Here is a 24644-nt window from a genome sequence, read left to right as displayed (position 1 = left end):
TACCCACTCACTCCGGCGACGACCAGGGCGGGTTCTTCTTCGCCAGCTCCTGGTACTCCTCGACCTCCTGCGGGGTCGGGTCGAGCCCGGCTTCCTCCGCGAACTCCTCCGGATCCTGGGGTTCCTCGGACGTCACCGCCCTCACCGCCCCAGCGCGCCGCGGATGAGGTCGCGCGCCCGGTCCATGATCGCCGCGGGCGGGCCCAGCACCAGGTTCGCCGTCGCGCTCTCGACGCCGGGGTGCGGCCGGGTCGGCCCGACGGCTTCGGCCAGCTTGGCGGTGGCGGCCATGGCACGCAGCCGCTCCGGCGGCCGGTGGGCGCGCAGCAGCGGGAACTCCTCGCGCTCCTCGTGGCCGGCGTGCGCGAGCACGTCGTCGCGCAGCTGGACGAGCAGCGTGTCGAACCCGTCGGCCTCCGGTCCCATCTTCTGCAGGGTGGTCAGCAGTTCCTTGGCCCGGTGCTCCTCGCCGAGCCGCGCGTCGACGACCGGCTCGGCGGCGGGCTCGAGATCCCGGATTTCCGGGTGCACCACCAGTTCTTCCGCCGTCTCGTGCACGGCCAGCAGCCGCACGAGGTCGGCGAACACCTCCCGCCGCCGGTCGCCCTCGGCGGTTTCCAGCGCGGCGAACAGTTCCCGGATTTCGCGGTGCTGCCGCTGCAGCAGCTCGATGATGTCTTCGTCGTGGTCCGGCACGGAAAGCCTCCTCGTCGGTGGTTTGGGGGAGGCTTTCCCCGTCGGGTGCGGGTTACTCGTGCCGGTTGGCCACCGTGAGCCACAGCACGCCGGCGGCGGCCAGCGCGATGCCCGCGACCGTCCACCAGGACCACCACGTGAAGAACGCGACGACGAGGCCGACGGCGAGCAGCACGCCCCCGCCGACGGAGGCGGTGTCGTCGTTGCCCGAGCGCGAAAACCCGCCGGCGACGGCCATCAGCCCATCCTCCCGTCGACGGCGGCCACGACCAGCGCCGCGCACCGCGTGACCGGCAGGCCTCTCTCCTGGGCCATCGCCTTCAGGGCCGTCCGCGCGGCGGGCCGGCTCATGCCTTGGGCCACCAGGACTTCCAGCGCCAGGCCGACGACGTCGGTGGCGGGCGGGGCGGCGGATCGGACGGGCATCGGACGACCTCCGGCTCGGACGGCGGCAGCGAACGCGACCGGGTACCCCGGCGCTCCCGGTTTCACACCACCGACTCCGGCCCCGCCGGCGATCCGTTCACCTCCCGTCGAGCCACACCGCGGCGTCGGGCGGCAGCAGGCCGTCGGCCAAGGGCACGCTCGACAGCAGCACCCGATCGGCCGGCAGCTCGACCGGCTCCGCCGACAGGTTCACCACGCACCCGAACCCCGGCTCGCGCGCGAACGACAGCACACCGGGAGACGACGGCAACCACGTCATCGTCCCGTCCCCCAGCGCCGGGTTCGCCCGCCGCTCGGCGAGCGCCGCGCGGTAGAGGCCGAGCATCGACCCGGGATCGGCGGCCTGTGCCTCCGCCGTCGCCGTGCGCCAGTGATCCGGTTGCGGCAGCCACGTCCGCACGCCGTCGGGCGAGAACCCGAACGGCGGCACCGTCCCCGACCACGGGAGCGGCACCCGGCAGCCGTCGCGGCCGCGGCGGGTGTGCCCGGAGCGTTCCCACGTCGGGTCGGCGAGCACCGCCTCGGGCAGGTCCTCGACCTCCGCCAGGCCCAGCTCCTCGCCCTGGTACAGGTACGCGCCACCGGGCAGCGCGAGCATCAGCAGCAGCGCCGCCCGGGCGCGCCACCGGCCCAGCGCGAGGTCGCCGCCGGGCGCGAACCGCGTCACGTGCCGGACGACGTCGTGGTTGGACAGCACCCACGTCGCGGGCGCGCCGACCGTGCCGAGTGCCTCGAGCGTCCGGTCGATCACCTCGCGCAGCGCGGCCGCGTCCCAGTCGCAGCGCAGGAAGTCGAAGTTGAACGCCGTGTGCAGCTCGTCCGGGCGGACGTACCGCGCGAGCCGGTCCGGCCGGTCGACCCAGGCCTCGGCGACGAACACCCGGTCCGGGCCGAACTCGGCCGCGATCTTGCGCCACGAACGGTAGATCTCGTGCACGCCGTCGAGGTCCCAGTGCGGGTGCGCAGCACGATCCGGCGGCCGCGCGATCTCTTCGTCCTCGGCACCGAGGTCCGGGAACCCGGGGTCCTTGAGCAGGCCGTGGGCGACGTCGATGCGGACGCCGTCGACGCCGCGGGCGAACCAGAACCGCAGCAGGTCCTCGAACTCCGCCCGCACCTCGCCGTCGTCCCAGTTCAGGTCCGGCTGTTCGGGAGCGAACAGGTGCAGGTACCACTCGCCGTCGGCCGCCCGGGTCCACGCCGGGCCGCCGAAGACGCTGCGCCAGTCGGTCGGCGGCAGCTCGCCGTCCGCGCCGCGGCCCGGCCGGAAGTGGTAGCGGGCACGCTCGGGCCCGCCGGCGAGCGCGGCCCGGAACCACGGGTGGCGGTCGGAGGTGTGGTTCGGCACGACGTCGATCAGCAGCCGCAGTCCGACGCGGTGCGCCTCGGCGACCAGGTCGAGCACGTCGGCATCCGTGCCGAACAGCGGGTCGGGGGTCCGGTGGTCCTCGACGTCGTAGCCGCCGTCGACCATCGGCGAGCGATACCACGGCGTCGTCCAGACTGCGTCGACGCCGAGGTCGGCCAGCCGGCCCAGGCGCGAGCGCAGGCCCGCGAGATCGCCGGTGCCGTCCCCGTCCGCGTCGGCGAAGCTGCGTACGTAGACCTCGTAGACGACGGCGTCGCGCCACCAGTTCGCGGAGTCCATGACACCCGAGTATCTACGCTGACGGCGTGACCGAGGTGTGGAAGTGGGATCCGTCCCTCTATTCGGGAAGTGCGGCGTACTACGCGCGGGGCCGCTCCGCCTATCCCCCGGAGCTGGCCGAAGCGTTCGTGACGGAGCTGGGCCTGGCCGGGCCGGGCCGCCTGCTCGACGTCGGCTGCGGCCCGGGCTCGCTGACCCTGCTGCTGGCCGGCTCGTTCGAGGAGGCGGTCGGGCTGGACGCCGACGCGGACATGCTCGCCGAAGCGGCTCGGCTCGCGGGCGTGGCGGGGATCGGGAACTGCCGCTGGGTGCAGAGGCGCGCGGAAGAGCTGCCCGCCGGGCTCGGCCGGTTCCGGCTGGTGACCTTCGCGCAGTCGTTCCACTGGTTCGACCGGGCGCGGGTGGCCGCCGCGGTGCGCGCGATGCTGGCGCCCGGCGGCGCCTGTGCCCATGTACACGCGACGACGCACGAGGGCGTCGAAAGCTCCGTGCCGCGCGCGGAGATCACGCAGCTGGTGCGCGCGTACCTCGGCTCGACGCGGCGCGCCGGACAAGGGTCCCTGCCCGGCGGCACGGCCGGCGGCGAGACGGAGATCTACCGCGCCGCGGGGTTCTACGGGCCGCGGCGGTTCGAGGTCCCGGGCCGGGTCGTCACGCGCACCGCAGACGAGGTCGTCGCCGGCGTCTTCTCGCTGTCCAGCGCGGCGCCGCACCTGTTCGGCGACCGCCGCGCGGCTGCGCGGAATCGCCGTCGACCTCTGGCAGTGACGTCCACTGTGGACGGTCCTCACCAGGGGTTGTTGTCGTAGCCTTCGTCGTCGTCCAGCGCGCGCGAACGATGCCCGCGGCGCGGCTCTTCCCTCGGCGCGGGCCGCGCCTGCGTCCCCGGCGCGAACGGGGACGCCGCACCGGGCTCGTCGCCGAAGGCGTCCGCGGCGAAGGCCGAGGGTGGCTCCGCCTGCGACCGGTCGGTGCTCCAGCCGGACTTCGTCTTGCGCTGCGCCATTTCGCGCACGTGCTGCACGTACCGTTCGGCCGCCTGGACCTGCTTGGTCATGTACTCCTGCGACCGGGCCTTGATCTCCTCGCCCCGCTGCTCGCGCAGGGCCCGCCGCTCGGACTGCTCCCGGACGAGGCCGTCCAGCTCGGCCTTCATCGCGTCGATGTCACTCATGCGTCCTCCTACCGGGTCCGGGCGGACGGCGGGTCTTCGTCGTCGTTGAGGGAGCCGATGATCCGGCGGCCGGGCTCACCGAGGTTGTCGAAGATGGCACCTTCGATCCGGTAGGCGGGCGAGCGCCGTTCGGTGTCGCCGCCCCCGCCGCCGCCGTGGGCACCGCCCATGGCGCCCATGCCCGGCATCCCGGACATCGACTGGCCGCCGGTCCCGGCCGACGCGCCCGCCGGGGCGAACGCGGCCGCGGGCTGGGCCTGCGTGGCGCCGACGCCGCTGTGGACACCGCCGGACGTCGGCGTGTCGCCGAGCCCGCCGCCGTGCCCCGCGCCGACCGGGTCGAGACCCGCCGCCGAGAGGCCGGCGCCGTGCGAGCCACCGCCGATGCCAGGCCCACCGCCGCCGTGCCCCGCGCCGACCGGGTCGAGACCCGCCGCCGACAGGCCGCCGCCGCCGTGCCCGGCAGCGCCGATGCCGCCGTGCCCGGCAGCGCCGATGCCGCCGTGCCCGGCAGCGCCGATGCCGCCGTCGGGCGACAGGTCGTCGAGGGTGCCGCGGTGGGTGGGCAGGTCGTCGAGCTTCTTCTCGGGGGTGTCGCCGAGGGCGTCCGGAGCCTTGTCGTCCTCGCCGAGGGTGTAGGTCGTCGGGGTGCCGTGGCCGTCGTCGACGGTGACGACGGTCGGGCCCTCCGGGCCGTCGGGCCGCTCGGCGGTGATCTTGACGCCGCCGTCCTCGAGGTGGATCTTGCCGTCCGCGTCCGGGTGGTGGACGTCGTCCGTCCCTTGTGGACCGCCGTCGTCCTTGGACCAGTCGAGCTTGAAGTCCTTGGCGGCGCCGGTCCCGTCGCCGACCTTGATGTCCATCTTCCCGTCGTGGTCGGGTTCGGTCATCTCGAAGGTCTTGTCGCCCTGCTTGACCTTCAGCGTGTCGGGGGTGTCGTCGGCCTTGCCACCCAGCAGGCCGTCGGGCTTGCCGTCGCCGTCCTTGTCGGCACCCAGCGGGCTGTCCGGCTTGCCGTCGCCGCCGGTGTCCGTGCCGCCGAGCCCGGCTCCCTCGCCCGTGTCCGTCTTGATGCCGTCGCCGCTGAACTCCTTCAGCGCGTCGGCCGCCTTCTTCTTCGCGTCGTCCGCGGCCTGCTCGGCCGCGGCCTTGCCGTCGTCGCCGGAACCCGACCCCGAACCGGAGTCGGAACCACCCGAGCCGGACCCGCCGCCCGAAGCGGAACCACCGCCGAGACCTTCGCCGCCGCCGAGGCCGCTGCCGCCGGAGCCCGAACCGGACCCGCCGCCGGACTCGGTCGGGATCCCGGGGCCGCTGAACTGGGCGAGCGCGTCCGCGGCCTTCTTCTTGGCCGCTTCGGCGGCCGCGGCCGCCGCGTCCTGGCCGCTCGAGGACGGCGACGGCACCGACGACGGCGACGTGTCGTCCGAACCCGCGCCGGAGCCGGACCCCGAGCCGGACCCGCCGCCCGCCCCGAGGGCGGCACCCCCGCCGTCGCCGGAAGGCGTGGACAGATCGGGGATCGACGGCATCGAGCCCCCACCACCGGATCCCGACCCGGACCCGGAACCCGAGCCGCCGCCCGAACCGGACCCGCCACCGGAGACGTCGGGGATCGACGGCACCGGACCACCGCCGCCACCGGTCCCGGAACCGCCGCCGGAGCCGCCGTCCGCACCGCTGGGCAGGTCGGTACCCGAGCCCCCGGTGCCCGCTCCCCCGCCGGGCACGCCGGAACCGGAGCCACCGTCGGGAATCGGCGGCACCTGGCCGCCACCCCCACCGGCCCCCGAACCACCCGAACCCGAACCCGAACCACCCGAACCACCCGAACCCGAACCCGACCCACCCGAACCCGAACCACCGGTACCCGGACCGGACCCGCCCGTCCCCGCTCCACTGCCCGAACCGGCGCCGGGGCCACCGCCCGAGCCGCCGGTGGCGCCGGGGCCACCGCTTCCGGGAACGCCCGAGCCCGAGCCGCCCGGCATGGTGACGCCCTCGAACTCGTTCTTCACCGCGCCCATGACCTTGTCGAGCGCGTCGTAAGCCTGGTCGACGAGGTCCTTCGTGTCCTTGCAGGTCTTCGCGAAGCCCTGGTACAGCCGGTCCCACATGTCGGGGTTGAACTGGTTCTGGATCCACTGCTTGGCCAGGTCCTGGCCGTGCTTCTTGATTTCGTCGCCGTCGCAGCAGCCCTGGTCGTTGAGCGTCTTGACCAGGTTGGTGCCGAAGTTGAGGTCCATCCAGCCCGCGATCTGGGCCAGGTCCTGCTCGTTGCCGTGCTCGCCGTTGGCGACCGCGATGACCTTCTGCGCCATCGTGTAGTCGGCCTTGCCGACCAGGTCGGTGTACATGCCGATGACGGCGTCGGCCTTGCCCTTGCACAGCTGGAACACCGTGGTCGCGGTGGTCAGCGTCGCTTCGCCGGCGTTGCCGAGCGTCTGGGAGAGCTTCGACGCCTTCGGCTGGATCTTGTCGTTGTAGGTGTCGGACGCCGCGTCCGCGCCGGCGCCGCTCCACGTCTGGTAGAGGGTGCTCAGCTGCGAACCGGTGTCCTGCACCGTCCGGTCGACCGTCTCCGCCCCGGTCTTGAAGTGCGCGGCGTCCTGGACGAAGTGCTCGAAGCTGATCCCGCGCTGCTCGTCGAACGGCGCGCGGATGTCCTTGTCGAGGTCGAGCGCGCGGGTGTTGCCGCGGCAGTCGTCCGGGATCTTGGCCAGCAGCGACCCGAAGGTCTCGAACAGCTTCAGCGCGGGCGCGGCGGCGTCGAAGATCTCGTCGGACGTCTTGGTGCCACTGGCGTCACCGCCGTTCTCACCGGAGGCGGGCGGCTTCGTGTCGTTCAGCTTGGCCTTGCCGTCGTCGACGGCCTTCTTCTCCTGGTCTTCGTTGTAGGAGTTCTGGTCGCCGCTCGCCTTCGCCTTGTCGTAGGCGTCGTCGACCGACTGCCCGGCGAAGAGCGGGTTGGCGTTGTACGCGGTCGCGTACTTGTCGGCTTCCTGCCGCTTCTGCTTGATGTCGTCGGGTTCCTGGTCGGCCAGGAACGGCGGCGGTGGCGGGTTCTCGCGCAGCCAGCTGCTGATCAGGGCGCTCTTCTGCGCGGCGGGGACGCTCGGGTCGTCGAGGATCGCCTTGACGTCGGACCACTTCTTCTTTTCGGCCATCAGAGCGTGCCTCCGGCGTCGGTGATCGCGCCCGCCTGGTTCTCCTCGTTGCTGCCGTAGGTCGACCCGGCGGTGCCGAGGTTGGTGCCGAACGAGCCGAGCGCGCTGCTGTAGCCGGAGACCGCTGCCCACAGCGCCTGCGCGCCGGCGGTGTACTTCGCGGCGTGGGCGTTGTGCGCCCGGCCGAAGCCCTCCGCCGTCACCTGGGGGGTCTGCAGGTCCGGGTTGTCGTCCAGCAGGTGCTCCGCCAGGTCCCCGATGGTCTTGGACGCCGTCGACAACGCTTCCGTCGTCGCGGTGTACCCCCCGCCGCTCATTTCAGCGCCTCTCCTCAGATCCTTCAGTTCGCAGGGCTTCCGCGAGCACGTCCGCCACGGATCCCACGTCGGTGAACCGGTCGAGCTGGTCCAGGTCGATCGTCACGCCGTAATAGATCTCCAGCGCCGCGAGGAGCTTGATCCGGCCCTTCGAGTCGATGCCCAGCTCCTCCAGGGGCGCGCCGGGCTCGACGAGAGCCGGGTCGAGCCGGAAGGTGTCGCTGACGACCTTCGTGACCTCGGCGCGGTGATCACCCACGGCCGCCACCATAACGTGCCTTGGCGGCCGACCGGGCGACCTTGCCACTCGATGTGCGCGGAAGTCCGCCGGGAGGGACCAGACGTACCGCACGGAGGGTGAGATCGTGTTCGCGCGCCACCGCGCGCAGCACCGCCCGGGTCACCTCTTTGAGGTCCGCGTCGGCGTCGCGCGCCCACTCCGCGACCACCATCGCGCCTTCGCCGTCCTCGTCGACGACGCCGAACGCGGCGACGCGGTCGCGGCGGACCGCCGGGTGGGCCTCGCCCGCCGCCGCCTCGATGTCCTGCGGGTGGAAGTTGCGGCCGTCGATGACGATGAGGTCCTTGAGCCGTCCGGTGACGTACAGGTCACCGCGGTGCACGACGCCGAGGTCGCCGGTGCGCAGCCAGCCGCCGAGGCCGTCGAGCGTGGCGCCGAACGCGGCCGCGTCGCCCCGGCCCCAGTAGCCGCTCGCCACGTTCGGGCCGTGGATCCAGATCTCGCCGACGTGCCCGTCGGGCTGCTCGTGTCCGTCGTGGACGATCCGGACGAGCTGCCCGACCGGGCGGCCGACGGACACGAGCTCCGGTCCGTCGACGGTTTCGACAGCTCGGCCCTGCGCAAGGGCTTCCCGGTCGAACACCGCGCCGCGGGGCCCTTCTTCCCCCGCGCTCGCCACGTAGACGGTGGCTTCGGCGAGCCCGTACGACGGCCGGTACGCCTCGCGCCGGAAGCCGTGCGGGCCGAAGACCTCGAGGAAGCGTTCGACCGTGCGCGGGCGGACGGGTTCGGCGCCGTTGAGCGCGACGCGCACGTCCGAGAGGTCGAGGTCGTCCCCGGGACCGGCGTCGGCCGCGAGGTCGTAGGCGAAGTTCGGCGCGGCGGTGAACACCGCGGGGTAGTCGGCGAGCTGCCGCAGCCACCGCCGCGGCCGGTGCACGAACTCGGCCGGGGCCATGAACACCGAGCGCCCGCCGGCGAAGACCGGCAGGCACAGCAGCTGGATCAGGCCCATGTCGTGGAAGAACGGGATCCAGCCCACGCAGGTCGTGCCCTCGTCCACGGCGTAGGCCCGGCTGCCCTGCCAGCACGCCGCGACGATCGCCCGGTGCGGGATCACCGCGCCGGCCGGCTCGCGCGTCGAGCCCGACGTGTACTGCAGGTACGCCGGGCTCTCCGGGGCAGCCGGCACCGGATCGGCACCCGGGCCGGTCAGCTCGTCGACCACCAGCAGGTCGGCGGGCGCCCCGAACTCGCGGACGCGCGGCGCCGCGGCCGACGACGTCAGCCACACGCGCGCGCCGGAGTCGGCCAGGACGCCGCCGAGCCGCTCGGCCTGCGCGCGATTGCCCGGCGGCATCAGCGGGACGGCGATCATCCCCGCGGCCAGCGCACCGAAGAACGCCAGCGGGTAGGCCAGTTCCTGCCCCGCGAGGAGCGCGACCCGCTCCCCCGGTTCGGCGACCCGGCGCAGGCCACCCGCGACCACGCGGACGCGGGCGGCGAACTCCGCCCACGTCAGCGTGTGCTCGGCGGCGTGCGAGTGGTCCTGGTGGGTGAACAGGGGGCGGTCGTCGTCCGCGCGGGCGAACAGCCGGTCCACGATCGAGGTGCGCAGCACCTCGCCGGGCACGGTCGCGGGCGGACGGGGCACGCAGCGAAACCTACTGGACGGCCCAGAAGTCCTCGAGCCCGGCCACGTCCACGACGGCGGCGGTGCGGGGGAACAGCGTGCCGGTCAGGAAGTCGTGCGTCGCCTGGTCGCGGTCGGCGCAGGCGTCGCGCAGCACGACGATCCGGTAGTCGCGGTCCATCGCCTCGCGGACCGTGCTCAGCACGACGCCGCTGGTGCTGATCCCGGCGAGGACGAGCGTCGTGATCCCGCGCTTCTCCAGCTGCGGCCCGAGGTCGGTGGTCGTGAACGCGCCGACGCGGATCTTGCGGACCTGGACGTCTTCGGGCCGCGGCGCGAGCGGGGCCGCGATCTGCGTTCCCGGCGCGTCGGCGCGCATGCCGTCCCGGAGTTCGGCCGAGGCCGCGAACGGCGCGAACACGCTCGTCTCGGGAACGGCTTCGAACTCGGCGTCTTCGAACGCGACGCGCACCCAGCCGACGTGGGCGCCGCGCCCGCGGACGTCGTCGATCGCGGTGGTGACGCGGTCGAGCAGCGAAGCGGTGTCGGGTAGCTGCCCGACGATTCCGTTCTGGTAGTCCAGCACGAGCAGCGCCGTGCGGTCCGGGTCGAGGGTGGGGTGCCGGTCAGTCATGGTCCTCGTCATTCTCGTTGCGGGTGGTGCTTCGGTTCAGGGATCGGTCGAACACGGTGACGATCAGGAAGATCGCGCCGATGCCGAGCAGCAGCAGCGCGAGGTGGTGCAGGCCACCGGTGTCGGCGGCGGGCCCGAACAGGGCGCCCTGCAGCGCGGAGGAGACGATCGCGCCGAGGTAGCCGAAGGTGCGCAGCAGCCCGGCCGACGCGGCGATGTCGGCGGGATTCGCCTGGCGGTACACGGAGTTCTGCAGCGCCAGGCTGTTCAGCCCCTGCGGGACCCCGGTCACGACGGCGATGACCACGAGCAGCCAGATCGCGGCCGACGAGTCCAGGGTCAGCAGCAGCGCGCAGCCGGCGAGCTGCCCGATCGCGGCGACCACCAGCTTGCCCCGCACGGCTTCGCGGCGGCCGCTCACGAGCGACACGACGATCCCGGTCGCGAACAGCGGCAGTGTGGCGAGACCGGCCTCGGCCGCCGAGAGGCCACGGCTGTGCTCGAGCCACTGCGTGTAGCCGTAGATGAAGCTGTACGACACGACGTAGGCCAGCAGCGCGCGGCCGTAGGTGCGCAGCAGCGGGCCGTTGCGGCCGAGCAGCCGCAGATCGATGAACGGGTGGGCGTGGGTCAGCTCGCGCGCGGCGAAGCCCGCGGCGGCGGCCGCGGCGATGACGGCCAGGTACCAGGTCCCCGCCTGCGGGTGCATCAGGAACAGCAGCAGCGTGACGAGCCCGCCGGCGAACAACGTCATGCCGGGGACGTCGAGGTCGAACGAGGCCGCCGACGCGGGCTTCGCCGCCTTCGGGAACCGGCGGGCGCCGAGGACGAAGGCGGCGACCGCGATGGGGATGTTGAGGGCGAAGGTCGCCTGCCAGCCGCCGACGGCGATCAGCAGGCCGCCCAGCGCCGGGCCGATCACGGCGATCGTCTGCGTCGAGATCGCCAGCAGGGTGAGCACGAACGCGGGACTGTCCCGGCCGGTGCGGTCGCTCTCGTCGCGGATGAGCCGCATCGCCGCCGGGTAGCCGGCACACGTGCCGAAGCCGAGGACGACCCGCGCGACGATCAGCACGACGAGGTTCGGCGCGAACGTGCCGAGCACGCCCGCCACCCCGACCAGCGCCGTCGCCGGCAGGAAGAGCCGCCGCGGGCCGTACCGGTCGATCAGCCGCCCGGCCACCGGCTGCCCGACCGCGGTGGCCAGGTACAGCGCGGAGATCAGCCACGCGGTCGCCGACGCGGGCTGCCCGAACGCCACCCCGATCGGCACCAGCGCGACCGCGATGACCGTGGAGTTGACCGGGTTGAGCACCGCGCCCGAGATCAGCGGGGCGAGCAGCTTGCGGTCGAAGCCGTCCCGGGTGCTTCCGCGCGTCGTCATGGTTCGACGACGCGGCCGAGCAGGGCCAGCGCCTCGTTGACGACGGCCAGCTCGTCCTCGGTCAGCCGCTGCGCGAGGGTCCGCGCCAGCCACTCGTGCCGGGACGCGCGGGCGCCGTGGCCGTACGCCCGGCCCTCCGGGGTGAGGAACAGCAGCTGGCGGCGGCCGTCGGCCGGGTCGTCCTCGCGGCGGATCAGGCCGAGCTTCTCCAGCGCCGCCACGGTCGCCGCCATCGACTGCGGGCGCACCCGCTCCGCGCCGGCCAGCACGCTCGCCGTCGCCGGCTCGTTGATCGCGAGCCGCGCGAGCGCCGAGGCCTGTGCGGAGGTCAGGTCGCCGACCGCCGTCGCGTCCATCATCTTCCGCCGCAGCCTGCCGACGAGCACGCGCAGCGTCTGCGCCGCCGCGACCGCCGAGGCGGGAACCGTCTTCGAGCCCATATCGACAGGGTAGGCTGATAAGTTGAGCCTGTCGACTTTTCGGGACAGAGCCCGGCTTTTCGGGTACGTTCCGGCCATGGCCTCCCCGGAAGCGCTGGTCTCCGCCCTCGCGGACCCCGCCCGCCTGCAGCTGTTCGCCCGGATCTGCGCCGCGCCCGGCGACCTCCCGGCCGGCAGCGCCAAGCTGGTGCCGCGGCTGGTCGACGCGGGACTCGTCACCGTCGACGGCGACCGCTACCGCGCGGTGCCCGAGGTGTTCCGCGCGGCGCTCGCGAAGGCCCCGGCCGATCCGCTCGACGCGCTGTTCGACCGCGGCCGGCTCGTCGCGATCCCGCACTCCGGCAAGCGGAGGCAGGCGCTGCTGGCCTACCTCGCCGAGCGGTTCGAGCCCGGCCGCCTCTACACCGAGCAGGACGTCCGCGAAAAGCTCGTGATGGTCCACGACGACCACGCGACCCTGCGCCGCTACCTCGTCGACGAAGGCCTGCTGCAGCGCAGCAACGACGGCGGCGCCTACGGCCGCCCGTCGGAGGCCCGCGCCGCCGGCTGAGTCGCGGGCAGGTCGAACAGCGCCAGCACGGCGGGGTCGGCGAACACGACGTTGTGCGCCACGCGCCCTTCGTCGACGGTGAACACCTGCAGGGTGTGCAGCCGGTACGCGCCGGTGTCGTCGCGGCAGTAAGCCGCCAAGGCGGGCTGGCCGTTGGCGGCCGCGCGCGTCATCCGCCAGTCCGGGCCCCGCATCGCGAACAGCCGCTCGAGGAACCGGCCGTAGCCGTCGCGGCCGAGGAACCACAGCGGCACCGGCGGCATCTCCAGCACGACGTCGTCGGTCAGCAGCTCGACCAGGCCCGCGACGTCGGCGGACTCGAACGCGCGGACGTACCGGTCGAGGACCGCCTCGACCGCCGAGTCGTCCGGCTCGGGAACTTCGTCCGCCGTCAGGCCGCCGAGGCCCGCGCGGGCGCGCTGCAGGGCGCTGTTGACGGCGGCCGGCGTCGTCTCCAGGAAGCCGGCCACCTCCGCCGCGCTGAACTCCAGGACGTCACGCAGGATCAGCACCGCGCGCTGCTTGGGCGGCAGCGTCTGCATCGCCGCGAGCAGCGCCAGCCGCAGCGTGCCCCGGCGGGCCAGGCGCAGGCCGGGGTCGTCGAGGCGCGCGTCCGGGAACGGGTGCAGCCACGGGATTTCGAACGACGGCGTCAGCGGCGCGCCCGGGTCTTCGCCGGGGCGCCCGAGGCCCGACGGCAGTGGCCGCCGCGCCCGGCCTTCCAGCGCGGTGAGGCAGGCGTTGGTCGCGATCCGGTACAGCCAGGTGCGCACCGACGCGCGGGCCGGGTCGTAGCCGTCCCACGCCTTCCAGGCGCGGACCAGCGTGTCCTGCACCAGGTCCTCGGCCTCGTGCACCGAGCCCAGCATGCGGTAGCAGTGCACCAGGAGCTCACGCCGGTGTGGCTCGGTGCGGGCCGCGAAGTCCTGCATCGTCGTCCCTCCCGTCGGTGAATGTACCGGCGGGAGGGCGGCCGCTCATCGCCGCGCGAGCCTCACTGGTCGTCGAAGTCCTCGGGTCGCAGGCCGTCGAGCTCGGCTCGGAAGCGGGCGACCTCGGTTTCGGTGTCCAGCACGTCGGCGGGGCCTTCGGCTTCCTGCTCGACCTCCAGCTGCACGGACGCGACGTCGAGCACCTCTTCGGCGACCCGGATCGGCGCGCCCTGGCGCAGGCCGAGCGCGACGGCGTCGCTCGGGCGGGCCGACACGCGGGTGCCGGAGACGAGCACGAGGTCGGCGTAGAAGATCCCGTCCCGGACCTCGGTCAGCTCGACGGCGGCGACGCCCTGGCCGAACGCCGCGAGGACGTCGCCGAGCAGCTCGATGGTGCCCGGCCGCGGCTGCGCGATCTGCTCGCGCGCACGGACGAGGGCTTCGGCCTCGCCGTAGCCGATCATGATGGCCAGCCAGCGGCGCGCGCCGTCCGGCTCCCGGAGCAGCATCAGGGGCGCCTCCCCCGGCACCGGAACGGCCATCCCCACGACCTCGATCGGGATCACGCTGACCACCGCACCCTCCGTGTAGGTACTCCTCCGCGCGCCAGGTACCCAGAATGGCCCGGTTTGCAACGCGGTTCGCCTGCCCGGTTTTTCACCGGGCTCTCCTCGGCTGCGGACCAGGCCCGGATTCCTTGCCCGGGGCGGGGCGGCGCTGTCACCGTCGGGGGCGTGGAACCGACGATTTCCCGCAGCATCGACGTCCCGGCCGACCCGGCCGTGGTGTGGTCGTGGGTCACCGACCTGCCCCGGATGGGCGAGCTGAGCCCGGAGAACATCGGCGGCCGCTGGCTCGACCCGCCCGGCCTCGGCGCCCGTTTCCGCGGCCGCAACCGCAACGGCGAGCTGCAGTGGTGGACGCGGGTCCGGGTGGTGAAGTTCGAGGAGGACCGCCGGTTCGCGTTCGACGTCCGGACGCCGCTCGGCTCGCGGGTGTCGCGGTGGGAGTACGTGCTGGCACCGAGCGCCTCGGGGTGCCTGGTGACGGAGAACTGGTACCGCAGCGGGGCTTGGGTGGTGCGCAGGTTCATGGGGCCGCGGGTGACCGGGCGGGTGGATCGGCCGGGGTACAACGCGCGGTCGATCGAGCACACGCTGGCCGCGCTGAAGGCCCGGGCGGAGGCGCGGGCCGCGGCCGCTTGAGCCGCTTCGGGCTCGCGGCGTCGAGCCGGCGTCGGCAGGGCGCTCACGGAGCGGTGGCTCCGCGCTCGCTCCACCACGGCGAGATCCTGCGGTCCGGCCGGCACTCGCGCGACCGGCCGGACGGCGCCGCGCAGCCGTTCCGCGCCTGCCGTGGCAACCGGCGAGGGTCCGCGGCCGAGTCCCGAACCGCACTCGGCCGTCGAGTGACCTACATCGCGTTGAACTCGTCAGTCTCTTGTTGAAACCCACCTTCTCCCGCTAGGTTGCCTTTTCAAACCTAGGAGAGCCATGACCGACACCGCGCCGAAGCCCGGCCTCGTGCTGCTGGTCGTCTCGACCGCGGCGTTCCTCGCCAGCCTCGACACGTTCATCGTCACGATCGCGTTCCCCGGCATCCGCGCCGCGTTCCCCGGCGCCGACCTCGCCACGCTGTCCTGGGTGCTCAACGGCTACACCGTCCTGTTCGCCGCCTGCCTCGCCCCGGCCGGGCGGCTGGCCGACCGCTACGGCCGGAAGCGCCTGTTCCTCCTCGGCGTCGCCGTCTTCACGCTCGCCTCGGCCGCGTGTGCCGCCGCGCCGTCGATCCCGGTCCTCGTCGCCTTCCGCGCGGTGCAGGCGATCGGCGCCGCGCTCGTCATGCCGACGTCGCTCGCCCTGCTGCTGACCGCGTTCCCGGCGCATCGGCGGCCGATGGCGGTCGGCGTGTGGGCGTCCGTCGGTGCCGCCGCCGCCGCGCTCGGGCCGCCCGTCGGCGGGCTGCTCGTCGAGGCGTCGTGGCGCTGGGTGTTCCTGGTGAACCTGCCGATCTGCGCGCTGACGCTGCTGGCCGGGCCGCGGGTGCTGCGCGAGTCGCGGGACACGGCCACCGGCGTCCCGGACCTGCTCGGCGCGGCCGGGCTCCTGATCGGCGTCGGAGCGCTCGCCTATGCGCTGGTCGAAGCGCCCGGCCACGGCTGGACCGCCGGGCCGGTGCTGCTCGCGTTCGCGGTCGCCGCCGTCGCGCTCGCGTGGGTGCCGCTGCGGTCGGCGCGCCACGCCGTGCCGGTGCTGGACCTGCCGGCGCTGCGCGTGCCGACGCTGTGGCTCGCGTGCGTCACCACCGGCGTGTTCGCCGCCGGGTTCGCCGCGATGCTGTTCGGCAACGTGCTGTTCCTGACGTCGCTCTGGCACGACTCGATCCTGCTGGCCGGGCTGTCGCTGGCCCCGGGGCCGCTGATGGTGGTACCGGTGTCGATCCTCGGCGGCCGGTTCGTGCACCGTTTCGGGCCGGGCCCGGTGGTCGCGCTCGGCGGCGTCTCGTTCGGCGCGGGCGCGCTGATCTGGGTGCTGCGCATGGGATCGACGCCCGCCTACGCGACGGCGATGCTGCCCGGCCAGCTCCTGACGGGCATCGGCGTCGGGCTGATCCTGCCGAGCCTGTCGGGCGTGGTCGGCACGGTCCTGCCGCCGGCCAGGTGGGGCGCGGGCTCGTCGATGGTCAACACCACCCGCCAGATCGGCACGGTACTGGGAACGGCGGTGCTGATAGCGATCTTCGCGGGAACGCCGGACCTGACGGACTTCCGCCACGGCTGGCTCCTGGTCCTGGGCACCGCCGCGGCGACGTCGGCGGGTGGGCTGCTCATCGCCGCCCGCCGGCGGGTGGACCACTACGTGGCGCCCCAGGCCCGGTCGAGCGCCGCGAGCCCGTCGTCGATCCTCTCCACCGGGATCGAGCCGTAGCCGAGCACCAGCCCCGGCGCCGGGAATCCGCCGCACAGATCGGAAAGCGTCTGGACCGCCACGCCCGCGGCCGCGGCCCGTGCGGCGATCGGCTCCAGGTCGGCGTCGGCGAGCGCGCACAAGTGCAGCCCCGCCGCCGACGGAACCACCCGGAGCCGCCCGGCGAACACGCGGTCCACAGTGGACACGAGACGCTCGTGGCGCTCCGCGTACACCTTCGTCGCGCGGCGGATGTGGCGCGCGAACAGTCCTTCGTCGACGAACCGGGCCAGCGCCGCCTGGGCCGGGACGTCGCCGTGCCAGTCCGACAGCTGACGCGCGTGCCGCAAGGCGTCCTGCAGCGACGGCGGTGCGACCAGGAAACCCAGGCGCAGCATGGGAAGCAGCGTCTTCGAGAACGACCCGACGTACGCGACTCGCCCGCCGCGGTCCAGGCTCTGCAACGGTTCGAGGGGCCGGTCGGAGAACCGGAACTCGCTGTCGTAGTCGTCCTCGACGACGAGGGCGTCCGCGCGCTCGGCCCACGCCAGCAACGCCGTGCGGCGGGCCAGGGACATCGGCGTGCCGAGCGGGAACTGGTGCGACGGCGTGACGTACACCAGCTTCGTCCGCGACGGTAGTGCCGCGACGTCCAGGCCTTCGCCGTCCACCGGCACTCCGACGACTTCGGCGCCGTGGGAGGCGAAGAGCAGCTTCGCCTGCCGGTAGCCGGGTTCTTCGACGGCCACGCGGTCACCGGGCGACAGCAAGACCCGGCACAGCAGGTCGAGCGCCTGCTGCGCCCCCTGCGTGACGAGGACGTCGTCCGCGCCGGCGCGCACCGAGCGCGAGACGCCGACGTGCCGGGCGATCGCCGCGCGCAAGCCCGGGTGCCCGCTCGGGTCGACGTAGTGCACGAAGCCCGCCGCGGCGCGCAATTCGCGCGCGAGCAGCCGCCGCCAGGTTTCGAGCGGGAACAGCGCGGCGTCCGGGATGCCGACGCGGAAGTCGTAGTCCGGCGTCTCCGCGACCGCGGCGACCGGCGTCGGCAGCGACCGCCAGATCGCCTTCGGCCGCGGCCCGTGCGCCGAAGGTGTCCGGCGCGGCTTCGGCGCGGGCAGCGAACCGCTGACGTACGTCCCGGCGCCGACGCGGCCGGTCAGGAACCCGTCGGCGGTCAGCCGGTCGTAGGCGACCGCGACGGTGTTGCGCGAAACCGCCAGGCGCCGCGCCAGTTCCCGCGTCGGCGGCAGCCGCTCCCCCGCGCGCAGCCTGCCGTCCAGGACGGCGTCGCGCAGCTGCCGGTAGATCCGGGCGGACAGGTCACCGCGCCCGGCCAGGCTGACGTGGAAGTCCATCCGGCGAGCCTACATTGGCCCAATCCGATTCGGGGAAATTGGACCTGGGATCAGGCCAAGTTTCGCTCTAGCGTGATCGGTATGACGCTGACCTCGGACCGTCCCGCGCGCACCGGCAGGCTGCTCGCCGCCGCCCAGCTGGCCGGCTCGCTCGGCGACGGCGCGTTCCTCACCTGCTCGGTGCTGTTCTTCACCCGGATCGCCGGGCTGACCCCGGCGCAGGTCGGGCTCGGTCTCACGCTCGGCTGGGCGGTGGGCTCGGTCGCGGGCATGCCGCTCGGCCACCTCGCCGACCGCCACGGCGCGCGCGGCGCCGCGGTGCTGCTCGCGCTGGCGACGAGCGCGTCGATCCTGGTGTTCCCGCTGGTCCGCACGCCGCTGCTGTTCGCCGTCGCCGCGTGCCTCTACGGCAGCTGCCAGACCGGCCTGGCCGCGGTGCGCCAGGCGCTGCTGGCGGCGCTGGCCGACCCGGACCGCCGCACGCGCATCCGGGCCCAGCTGCAGTCGGCGGGCAACGCGGGGCTGGCCGTCGGCGCCGGGCTGGGCGGACTCGCGCTCTCGGCCGACACGGCGCCGGCGTACCTGACGGTCTTCGTGCTCGACGCGCTGAGTTTCCTGGTCACCGCGGCGCTCGTGCTCGCGCTTCCCGCCGTCACGACGTCGGCCCCGCGCACCGGCGAGCCGAAGCTCGCCGTGTTGCGCGACCGGCCGTACGCGCTGGTGACGCTGCTCAACGCGGTCCTGCTGCTGCGGATGCCGCTGCTGAGCGTCGCGATCCCGCTGTGGATCGTCGAGCGGACCGCCGCGCCGGGCTGGACGGTGTCCGCGCTGTTCGTGCTCAACACGGTCGTGGTGGTGCTGCTGCAGGTCCGCGTGGCCGGACGGCTGGCGAGCATCGGCTCGGCGGCGAAGATGGTGCGCCGCGCGGGCGTGCTGCTCTTCGCGTCCTGCGTGGCTTTCGCGCTGTCGGCGTTCGGGACGTCGCCGTGGACCGCGTTCGCGGTGCTGGTCGTGGGCGCGGTGGTGCAGGTGTTCGGCGAGATGCTGCAGTCGGCGGGCACGTGGGAGATCGGCTTCGCGCTGGCGCCGGCCGATCAGCAGGGCCAGTACCAGGGGTTCTTCGGCACCGGGGTGTCGGTGGCGCGCGCGGTCGGGCCGGTGCTGCTCAGCACGGTCGTGATCGGCTGGGGCCTGCCCGGCTGGCTGCTGCTGGGCGCGATCTTCCTCGCGGCGGGCTGGGCGATGGGCCCGGCGGTCCGGTGGGCCCGCACGTCGGCCGGGACGGCTTCCGCGGCCGTGTGCTGATTTCGTAGCGGGCGTTACTGGCTCGGCTGGACCTGCTACAGCCAGAAGATCCGGTCCGGGTGGGCCAGCGCGTCGGCCCGCGATGGTGTCAGCGGCCGTGTGCTGACCTCGCACCGGACGTCACTGGCTCTGCTGGGCCGCCGGAGCCTGGTGCAGCGAAAGATCCGGCCCGGCGGCGGAGTCCTGGGCCCAGGCACCGGACTCCGCGGTCCACGTCTGGCCGGCGAAGCTCACCTTGTCGACGCCGAGCGCCTCCGCGCGGCCCACCAGCCAGCTCGCGTATGTCCACCCCTGCGCCGCCGGGTGGGCGCCGCTCAGCTTGGCCGTGCCCAGCTCGTCCGTTGCCGTCGTCGCGAGGTCGCCGGGTGCCGCCAGGGTCAGGTTCCGGCAGGTCAGCGCGGCCGGGAACTGGCCGGTGAACGCGGCAGCCAGCGCGCGGGACTGCGGCTCCCACTGCGCGTACGCGTCCGGGGCGCCCGAGCGCTGGATCGACTGGGCCGCCTCCGTGATCGGCATCGTCTCCCAGCCCGACAGCTTCTCGAGCTTCTGGTAGAACGCCGTCGACGCGTAGACCGGGTCGCGCAGCTGCGCGACCGTGCCCCAGCCCTGGCTGGGCCGCTGCTGGAACAGCCCGACCGAGTCGCGGTCACCGCCCGCGAGGTTCTGCAGCTTCGACTCCTGCAACGCCGTGGCCAGCGCGATCGTCGCCGCGTGCGGCGGCAGCCCCAGCTTGGTCCCCACGGCCGCGATCGTCGCGGCGCTGTCCATCTGCTCCGGGGTGAACGTGTACGCGGTCACGTCCTGCCCCGGCGGCGTCACCGTGCAGCCCGGCGTCCGGACCGGGCTGCGCGTCAGCACCACCGCCACGACGATCCCGGCGGTCAGCACCACGACCGCCCCCAAGAACAGGGCCACCTTCAGGCCACACCCGCGCACCCTGCCTCGCCTTCACCCGTTCGCCCCAGTCTGCCAAAGGCAGGACGCGGCGCACCGGGCGGAGGTTCAGTGGGCGGCGCCGAGGAAGATCGGGTTCGTCATCGCGACCATCGCGTTCGGCTGGGTGGTGTTCGGGCCCCCGGACGGGCGACGGACCTCGACGCGCACCCACCGCGAGTACCGCGGGTAGGTGGTCCACGTCACCGTGGCCGCTCCCGAGTCGCCGATCGTCTCGGTGTGTTCCGGGCCGAGCTGGTCGAGGAACGTCACCGTCGTCCCCGGCACGCCGCCGACGACCGCCTTGACCGTCACCGGCGTCCCGGTGCCCGCGGCGAGCCGCTCGCCGATGCCCGCCGCGGCGCCCCCGCCGGACACCGTGAAGTCCAGCTGGACCGCCGACGACTCGGCGAGCCACGACCGCCCGGCCTTCAGCCCGTCGAGGAGTTCCTTGCGCCGCAGCCGGTCCGCGAGCACGACGGTGTGCGGCAGCGCGACCCGCTGGTCCGGGTTGTGCGCGTCGGAGTCGCCGATCGCCGGGATGAACCGGCCGCCACGCAGGAGGCCGTCCCAGTGGATGACGCTCGCCTCGTCGTCCTGGGTCCACGGGCCGTTCCAGACCTCGACGAGGTCGGCGATCTCGTACGCGAATTCGTAGGTGCAGCCGAAGCAGTTGGCGAACGGGTGCGCCGCGGTGACCAGGCCACCCGCGCGGTGCACCTGGTCGGTGAAGCGGCGGAAGTCCTGGGGGTCGGCCGCGCGGTAGCGCCAGTCGATCCAGGTGCCGGCGGGCAGGCCGATCGCCGGCCAGTGCCCGGACCGCGTCGTCACCTCTTCGCCGTTGAGGATCAGCAGGTCGTCGGTGGCGTACCGGCCCCAGACGAGCTGCGAGCTGGACGTGTTGTGGTCGGTCGAGACGATGAAGTCGAGACCGGCGGCACGCGCGTCGGCCACCAGCTGGTCCGGGGTGCGGCGGCCGTCGGAGTACACGGTGTGGAGGTGGCCGTCGCCGCGGTACCAGGCACGGCCGCGCTCGCGGGCGGGCGCGCTCTCCGGCGCCGGGGCCGGCACGAACGGCACGTCGTCCGGTCCGAAGGTGAGCGTGACGTCGACCCGGTAGTTCAGCCCCTGCGGCGCGACGGTGTACGGGCCGAGGATGACGTGCCAGCGACCGGGCTTGATCGGGCCGGCGAGGTAGCCGGGCGTCGCCTCGGACGCGCTGATCGAGAACCGGTCGCGGAAGCCGCCGGACCAGCCGCGGAAGCCGCGGGCGTTGCCCAGTTCGTGCCCCTCCGGCCCGAACATGCCGATGTCGCAGGCGTTCCCGCGGGTGCCGGCGGGTACCGACGGCCGGTCGTAGGAGTAGACGACGTCGATCTGCTTTACGCCGCGCGGGACGTCGACCGGGAGGTAGTACCAGTCCGGGATGTCCGGCTCGAACGTGCCGGTGACGGTCTTGGCCTGCGTGCCGGTGCCGCCCGGCTGGTCGGCGAACGCGACGCCGGGCAGCATCCCCACCGTCGCCCCGGCGGCGGCCACGCCGCCCGCGCGCAGCAGCGTGCGCCGGCTGAAGTCCCCAGAGCTCATGCGTACCTCCGCATCGAAAGACGCCCCGACGCTAGGGGAGCAACGCGAACGCCGACAAGAACCGGCGGTGAACTTTCGGCGCGCGGCCGCGGCATCCGGTCAGGACCTGGCGCGCCGGGCGAGGATCTTGGCCAGGGCGACGACGGTGGCCGCGGCGGCCAGCCCGAGCCGCGTCACGTCGACGGCGGGCACCCAGGTCACGGTGCCGGCCCGGACGACGAACGCCCCGGCCGGCCGGGCGAGCACCCCGAAGCCGGCTCCCTCCCGCACCGGCAGCGCACCGGTCTCCCCCGCACCGCCGCCCCCGCCGCCGAAGACGGCCGCGGCCGGGATCACGACGGTCCCGTCGCGCTCGACCGGATCGCCGTAGACCAGCTTCGCGGTGAACAGGTCCCGCGCGGTCGAGGTCAGCTGCCCGAATTTCATCCGGCCATCATGGCCGCGGACGCGGGTCCGGCACACCCTGCGCGTGGCGGAATCGCCGTCCGGTCCGTACCGCTCACCGACACATTGGTCCGATGTCTACCGCTGATTCATGCACGTAGCTCGTGTTCTCCTGCTTTCGGCCGCGTTGACATCTGATGTATGAGGTGTCAGCGTCTCAAGCCATGCAGATCGGACGACTGGGCACAGCTCTGGCCGCCGCGCTCCTGGCGGCCGTCACGCTCGCGGCACCGGCGGACGCGGTGCCCGTGCGAACCCTGGTCGTCGCCCCGGACGGGCACGGCAGCGCCTGCGAGTGGCACCGGCCGTGCGCCCTGGAAAGCGCTTCCCGGCAGCTCGCGCGCGAACGCGGCGACGTCACGGTCCTGCTGCGCGGCGGCACCTACCGCCTGGTCCGGACGCTCGAGCTGCCGCCGACCGCGGCGAAGGTCGCGTTCCGGGCCGCTCCCGGCGAGACGCCGGTGCTGACTGGTGCCCGCCGCGTCACCGGGTTCACGAAAACCGACGCGGCACGCGACATCTACACCGCGCGCGTCCCGCAGGGCACCGACACCCGGCAGTTGTTCGTCGACGGCGTCCGCGCCGAACGCGCCCGCACCGCGCTCGGCCCCGCGGCGTTCACCGCCACCGCGACCGGGTTCAGCACGCCGGACCCGTCCTTCGCCGCCTTGACGAACCAGGCGGACGTCGAGGTCGTCCAGGAGAACAAGTGGAAGCAGCTGCGCTGTCCGCTGGCTTCGATCGCCCGCGACGGCGCCGGGTCCGCGCTCACCGTGCAGCCGGAGTGCTGGCGGAACAACAACACCGCCGTCGTCAACCGGCAGTTCCCCTTCAACGGCAACGGTCTCCCCAAGCTCGACGGCGTCAGCTGGGTCGAAAACGCCTACGAACTGCTGACCAAGCCGGGCCAGTGGTACCTCGACAAGGCGGCCGGGCGGCTGTCGTACATCCCGTTGCCGGGCCAGGACCTGACGAAGGCCGACGTCGAGCTGCCGCTGCTCGAGACGCTCGTGAAGGCGTCGGGCACCCCTGGTCATCTCGCGCCGGCCGACGACGACACCGCGACCTACCGCGGCGCCTGGACGACGTCGGCGGGCCGCCAGGTCGGCGACTACCAGGACGGCGTCCACGTCACGACCGGCCCGGGCGCGTCGGTCGGCTACGCGTTCACCGGCACCGGGCTGGACGTGCTGGCCGAGACGAACACCGACCTGGGCGCGTTCACCGCGACCGTCGACGGCCGCCCGGATCCCCGGCCGCACACCGAAGCCGGTGACGTCCGGCTCGCGCAGCAGGTCGTCTATTCGGTCAAGGACCTGCCGAAGGGCAGGCACACGGTGACGCTGACCAGCGCGAGCGACCGGTCCTTCCTGGTCGACGCCTTCGTCGTCACGCCGGACGTGGTGCGGCCGGTCCGGGACCTGAGCTTCAGCGGGCTCACGTTCACCGGCACGACGTGGACGCTGCCGTCGCGCGACGGCTACGTCGACAACCAGGCCGGCGTCCAGTGGGCGGCCGCCGCGCCGCACGCGCCGATCCGCCCGCCCGCGGCACTGGAGATCCACCGCGGCCGCGGGATTTCCGTCAGCGGCAGCACCTTCCGGCAGCTCGGCGGGGTCGGGCTGGCGCTCGCCGACGGCACCCAGGACGCCCGCGTCACCCGCAACCGCTTCACCGACACCAGCGCGGGCGCGATCGCCTCCGGCGAGGTCGACGACTACTACCTCACCGACCCGGCGCGGATGACCCTCGACACGACGATCGCCGACAACACGATCACGACGCCGGGCCAGGACTACCACGACGCCGTCGGCATCTGGGCCGGGCACGGCAGGCGGACCACCGTCGAGCACAACGAAATCGCCGAAACGCCGTATTCGGGCATCTCGCTCGGCTGGGGCTGGGGCTGGGCGTCCCCGTGCGAGCTGCAGGCCAAGCAGGGGTTGACGGCGTGCCGCCGCGGCACGATCTACTCCGGCGGCAACCGGATCCTCGGCAACGACATCCACGACGTGATGCGCACGCTGCTCGACGGCGGCCCGATCTACACCCTCGGCGGACAGGACGGCACCGCCGCATCGGTCACCGCGGGCAACTGGCTGCACACCGCGCCGCACAACAACAACATGCTCTACCACGACGAAGGCAGCTCGTACTGGGACACCTACGGCAACGTCGTGAGCAACGCGACCGGGCGCTGGACCGGCGAGTGGACCCCGACCATCCACGACATCCGGATCCACGGGAACTTCACCGACAACACGGTGGTGAAGAACCTCGGCACGAACGTCGTCATCAGCGACACGACCGTCGTGACCGGCGGAAACTGGCCCGACGCCGCGAAATCCGTGATGGCCGCGGCCGGTCCCCGCTGACTTTTCGCCCCGATCGGGTGTAAACCCGGGGTATCCGGGGCATCAGTGAACGACACCTGTGTTTCACGGGGAGTGACCGCTTCCGAGGGGAGACCGCGATGACCTTCGACTTCGTCGGCCGCTGGCTGGGCAGGCATCGCGACCGCCCCGGCATCACGGTCGACCTCTCCTGCGGCGGCCGCGTCACCCTGCGCGAGATCGACGGACGGCCGGTGCTGGCGATCACGACGGCCCCCGGCGCGGACGGCCGGTGCGAGGTCGCCGCCGTGCCGCTGTCGGAAGCCGAACGGCGCGAGCTGGGCCAGGTGCTGGAGTCGGACGTCCTGCTGGCCTCCTAACCCACCCCTCATCTCCGCGCCACCGGATGTTTCCCTACTGGTTCGCGCCGTAAGCTGCGCACCGTGCTTTGTGGCAGTCCTCGCGAGAAACGTGTCCGTGGCGGTGTGGCCCCGGTCGCTTTTTGTGGGGTTCCC

Annotated in this window: 26 protein-coding genes; 7 read left to right on the top strand and 19 right to left on the bottom strand. The window is 73.5% G+C overall.

Going from position 1 to position 24644, the window contains the following annotated elements:
- Positions 1 to 7: 7 nt before the first annotated feature.
- From OG738_RS31575 to OG738_RS31555, 5 genes are all read right to left on the bottom strand, one after another.
- On the bottom strand, positions 8 to 136 hold the full coding sequence (locus OG738_RS31575) for a hypothetical protein (RefSeq protein ID WP_329046409.1): 129 nt from the start codon (positions 134 to 136) through the stop codon (positions 8 to 10).
- Positions 137 to 141: 5 nt separating this feature from the next.
- Positions 142 to 696, bottom strand: a complete 555-nt coding sequence (locus OG738_RS31570; RefSeq protein ID WP_329046408.1) for a hemerythrin domain-containing protein — start codon at positions 694 to 696, stop codon at positions 142 to 144.
- A 52-nt stretch (positions 697 to 748) separates the two neighbouring features.
- A complete protein-coding gene (locus tag OG738_RS31565; RefSeq protein WP_329046405.1) occupies positions 749 to 934 on the bottom strand; it encodes a hypothetical protein in 186 nt (61 codons plus the stop codon).
- Positions 934 to 1122 (bottom strand): hypothetical protein, encoded by a 189-nt coding sequence (locus OG738_RS31560; protein WP_329046404.1) that lies wholly within the window; start codon positions 1120 to 1122, stop codon positions 934 to 936. The genes OG738_RS31565 and OG738_RS31560 overlap by 1 nt, the downstream gene beginning before the upstream one ends.
- A gap of 97 nt (positions 1123 to 1219) precedes the next feature.
- Positions 1220 to 2791, bottom strand: coding sequence for a glycoside hydrolase family 13 protein (locus OG738_RS31555; RefSeq protein ID WP_329046402.1), 1572 nt, complete (start codon positions 2789 to 2791; stop codon positions 1220 to 1222).
- A 26-nt stretch (positions 2792 to 2817) separates the two neighbouring features.
- Between OG738_RS31555 and OG738_RS31550 the strand changes: the two genes are divergently transcribed.
- Positions 2818 to 3600 carry a class I SAM-dependent methyltransferase gene (locus OG738_RS31550; protein ID WP_329046400.1) on the top strand — a complete coding sequence of 261 codons (783 nt, stop codon included), beginning with the start codon at positions 2818 to 2820 and terminating at the stop codon, positions 3598 to 3600.
- On the opposite strand, the gene OG738_RS31545 is transcribed toward OG738_RS31550, so the two are convergent.
- Genes OG738_RS31545 through OG738_RS31510 form a run of 8 tightly spaced genes read right to left on the bottom strand, consistent with a single transcriptional unit; the run spans position 3579 to position 11781 of the window.
- Positions 3579 to 3965 (bottom strand): hypothetical protein, encoded by a 387-nt coding sequence (locus OG738_RS31545; protein ID WP_329046398.1) that lies wholly within the window; start codon positions 3963 to 3965, stop codon positions 3579 to 3581. The genes OG738_RS31550 and OG738_RS31545 overlap by 22 nt on opposite strands.
- Positions 3966 to 3973: 8 nt before the next feature.
- Positions 3974 to 7132, bottom strand: a complete 3159-nt coding sequence (locus OG738_RS31540; RefSeq protein ID WP_329046396.1) for a WXG100 family type VII secretion target — start codon at positions 7130 to 7132, stop codon at positions 3974 to 3976.
- Positions 7132 to 7449 (bottom strand): hypothetical protein, encoded by a 318-nt coding sequence (locus tag OG738_RS31535; protein ID WP_329046395.1) that lies wholly within the window; start codon positions 7447 to 7449, stop codon positions 7132 to 7134. Before OG738_RS31535 ends, OG738_RS31540 begins: the two co-directional genes overlap by 1 nt.
- Position 7450: 1 nt before the next feature.
- Positions 7451 to 7708 (bottom strand): acyl carrier protein, encoded by a 258-nt coding sequence (locus OG738_RS31530; RefSeq protein WP_329046393.1) that lies wholly within the window; start codon positions 7706 to 7708, stop codon positions 7451 to 7453.
- Positions 7701 to 9344 carry a fatty acyl-AMP ligase gene (locus tag OG738_RS31525; RefSeq protein WP_329046390.1) on the bottom strand — a complete coding sequence of 548 codons (1644 nt, stop codon included), beginning with the start codon at positions 9342 to 9344 and terminating at the stop codon, positions 7701 to 7703. Before OG738_RS31525 ends, OG738_RS31530 begins: the two co-directional genes overlap by 8 nt.
- 10 nt (positions 9345 to 9354) lie before the next feature.
- The gene (locus OG738_RS31520) at positions 9355 to 9957 is read right to left on the bottom strand and encodes a cysteine hydrolase family protein (RefSeq protein ID WP_329046388.1); all 603 of its coding nucleotides are present in this window, start codon (positions 9955 to 9957) and stop codon (positions 9355 to 9357) included.
- On the bottom strand, positions 9950 to 11341 hold the full coding sequence (locus OG738_RS31515; RefSeq protein ID WP_329046386.1) for an MFS transporter: 1392 nt from the start codon (positions 11339 to 11341) through the stop codon (positions 9950 to 9952). The genes OG738_RS31520 and OG738_RS31515 overlap by 8 nt, the downstream gene beginning before the upstream one ends.
- On the bottom strand, positions 11338 to 11781 hold the full coding sequence (locus OG738_RS31510; RefSeq protein ID WP_329046384.1) for a MarR family winged helix-turn-helix transcriptional regulator: 444 nt from the start codon (positions 11779 to 11781) through the stop codon (positions 11338 to 11340). Before OG738_RS31510 ends, OG738_RS31515 begins: the two co-directional genes overlap by 4 nt.
- 76 nt (positions 11782 to 11857) lie before the next feature.
- Here OG738_RS31510 and OG738_RS31505 point away from each other — a divergent pair, with 76 nt between their 5' ends.
- Positions 11858 to 12331, top strand: a complete 474-nt coding sequence (locus tag OG738_RS31505) for a DUF2087 domain-containing protein (RefSeq protein WP_329046382.1) — start codon at positions 11858 to 11860, stop codon at positions 12329 to 12331.
- Here the strand turns inward: OG738_RS31505 and OG738_RS31500 are convergent.
- Entirely contained in the window at positions 12295 to 13263 is a 969-nt protein-coding gene (locus OG738_RS31500; protein WP_329046380.1) for a sigma-70 family RNA polymerase sigma factor, read from the bottom strand. The two genes, OG738_RS31505 and OG738_RS31500, sit on opposite strands and share 37 nt — an antisense overlap.
- 62 nt (positions 13264 to 13325) lie before the next feature.
- Positions 13326 to 13838 carry a bifunctional nuclease family protein gene (locus OG738_RS31495; protein WP_329046379.1) on the bottom strand — a complete coding sequence of 171 codons (513 nt, stop codon included), beginning with the start codon at positions 13836 to 13838 and terminating at the stop codon, positions 13326 to 13328.
- 159 nt (positions 13839 to 13997) lie between these two features.
- Between OG738_RS31495 and OG738_RS31490 the strand changes: the two genes are divergently transcribed.
- Both OG738_RS31490 and OG738_RS31485 read left to right on the top strand, forming a co-directional pair.
- Positions 13998 to 14468, top strand: coding sequence for an SRPBCC family protein (locus tag OG738_RS31490; RefSeq protein ID WP_329046377.1), 471 nt, complete (start codon positions 13998 to 14000; stop codon positions 14466 to 14468).
- A gap of 288 nt (positions 14469 to 14756) precedes the next feature.
- On the top strand, positions 14757 to 16190 hold the full coding sequence (locus OG738_RS31485; RefSeq protein ID WP_329046375.1) for an MFS transporter: 1434 nt from the start codon (positions 14757 to 14759) through the stop codon (positions 16188 to 16190).
- Here the strand turns inward: OG738_RS31485 and pdxR are convergent.
- On the bottom strand, positions 16118 to 17527 hold the full coding sequence (gene pdxR / locus OG738_RS31480; protein ID WP_329046373.1) for a MocR-like pyridoxine biosynthesis transcription factor PdxR: 1410 nt from the start codon (positions 17525 to 17527) through the stop codon (positions 16118 to 16120). The genes OG738_RS31485 and pdxR overlap by 73 nt on opposite strands.
- A gap of 81 nt (positions 17528 to 17608) precedes the next feature.
- On the opposite strand from pdxR, the gene OG738_RS31475 reads away from it, so the two are divergent.
- On the top strand, positions 17609 to 18832 hold the full coding sequence (locus OG738_RS31475) for an MFS transporter (RefSeq protein ID WP_329046372.1): 1224 nt from the start codon (positions 17609 to 17611) through the stop codon (positions 18830 to 18832).
- Between the two features lie 120 nt (positions 18833 to 18952).
- On the opposite strand, the gene OG738_RS31470 is transcribed toward OG738_RS31475, so the two are convergent.
- The 3 genes from OG738_RS31470 to OG738_RS31460 form a co-directional block, all read right to left on the bottom strand.
- Positions 18953 to 19747 carry a hypothetical protein gene (locus OG738_RS31470; protein WP_442875821.1) on the bottom strand — a complete coding sequence of 265 codons (795 nt, stop codon included), beginning with the start codon at positions 19745 to 19747 and terminating at the stop codon, positions 18953 to 18955.
- A gap of 87 nt (positions 19748 to 19834) precedes the next feature.
- Complete coding sequence (locus tag OG738_RS31465; protein WP_329046371.1) at positions 19835 to 21352, bottom strand: CehA/McbA family metallohydrolase; 1518 nt, start codon at positions 21350 to 21352, stop codon at positions 19835 to 19837.
- A 99-nt stretch (positions 21353 to 21451) separates the two neighbouring features.
- Positions 21452 to 21778 (bottom strand): hypothetical protein, encoded by a 327-nt coding sequence (locus tag OG738_RS31460; RefSeq protein WP_329046370.1) that lies wholly within the window; start codon positions 21776 to 21778, stop codon positions 21452 to 21454.
- A 182-nt stretch (positions 21779 to 21960) separates the two neighbouring features.
- On the opposite strand from OG738_RS31460, the gene OG738_RS31455 reads away from it, so the two are divergent.
- Positions 21961 to 24171, top strand: coding sequence for a hypothetical protein (locus OG738_RS31455; RefSeq protein ID WP_329046369.1), 2211 nt, complete (start codon positions 21961 to 21963; stop codon positions 24169 to 24171).
- 98 nt (positions 24172 to 24269) lie between these two features.
- Positions 24270 to 24509: a hypothetical protein gene (locus OG738_RS31450; protein WP_329046368.1), complete on the top strand. Its 240-nt coding sequence runs from the start codon at positions 24270 to 24272 to the stop codon at positions 24507 to 24509.
- Positions 24510 to 24644: the final 135 nt, after the last annotated feature.

It is taken from the genome of Amycolatopsis sp. NBC_01488, assembly GCF_036227105.1.
Lineage (GTDB): Bacteria > Actinomycetota > Actinomycetes > Mycobacteriales > Pseudonocardiaceae > Amycolatopsis.
The sequence above is the reverse complement of the archived record's forward strand: the minus strand, read 5'-3'. Positions and strand labels throughout refer to the sequence as shown.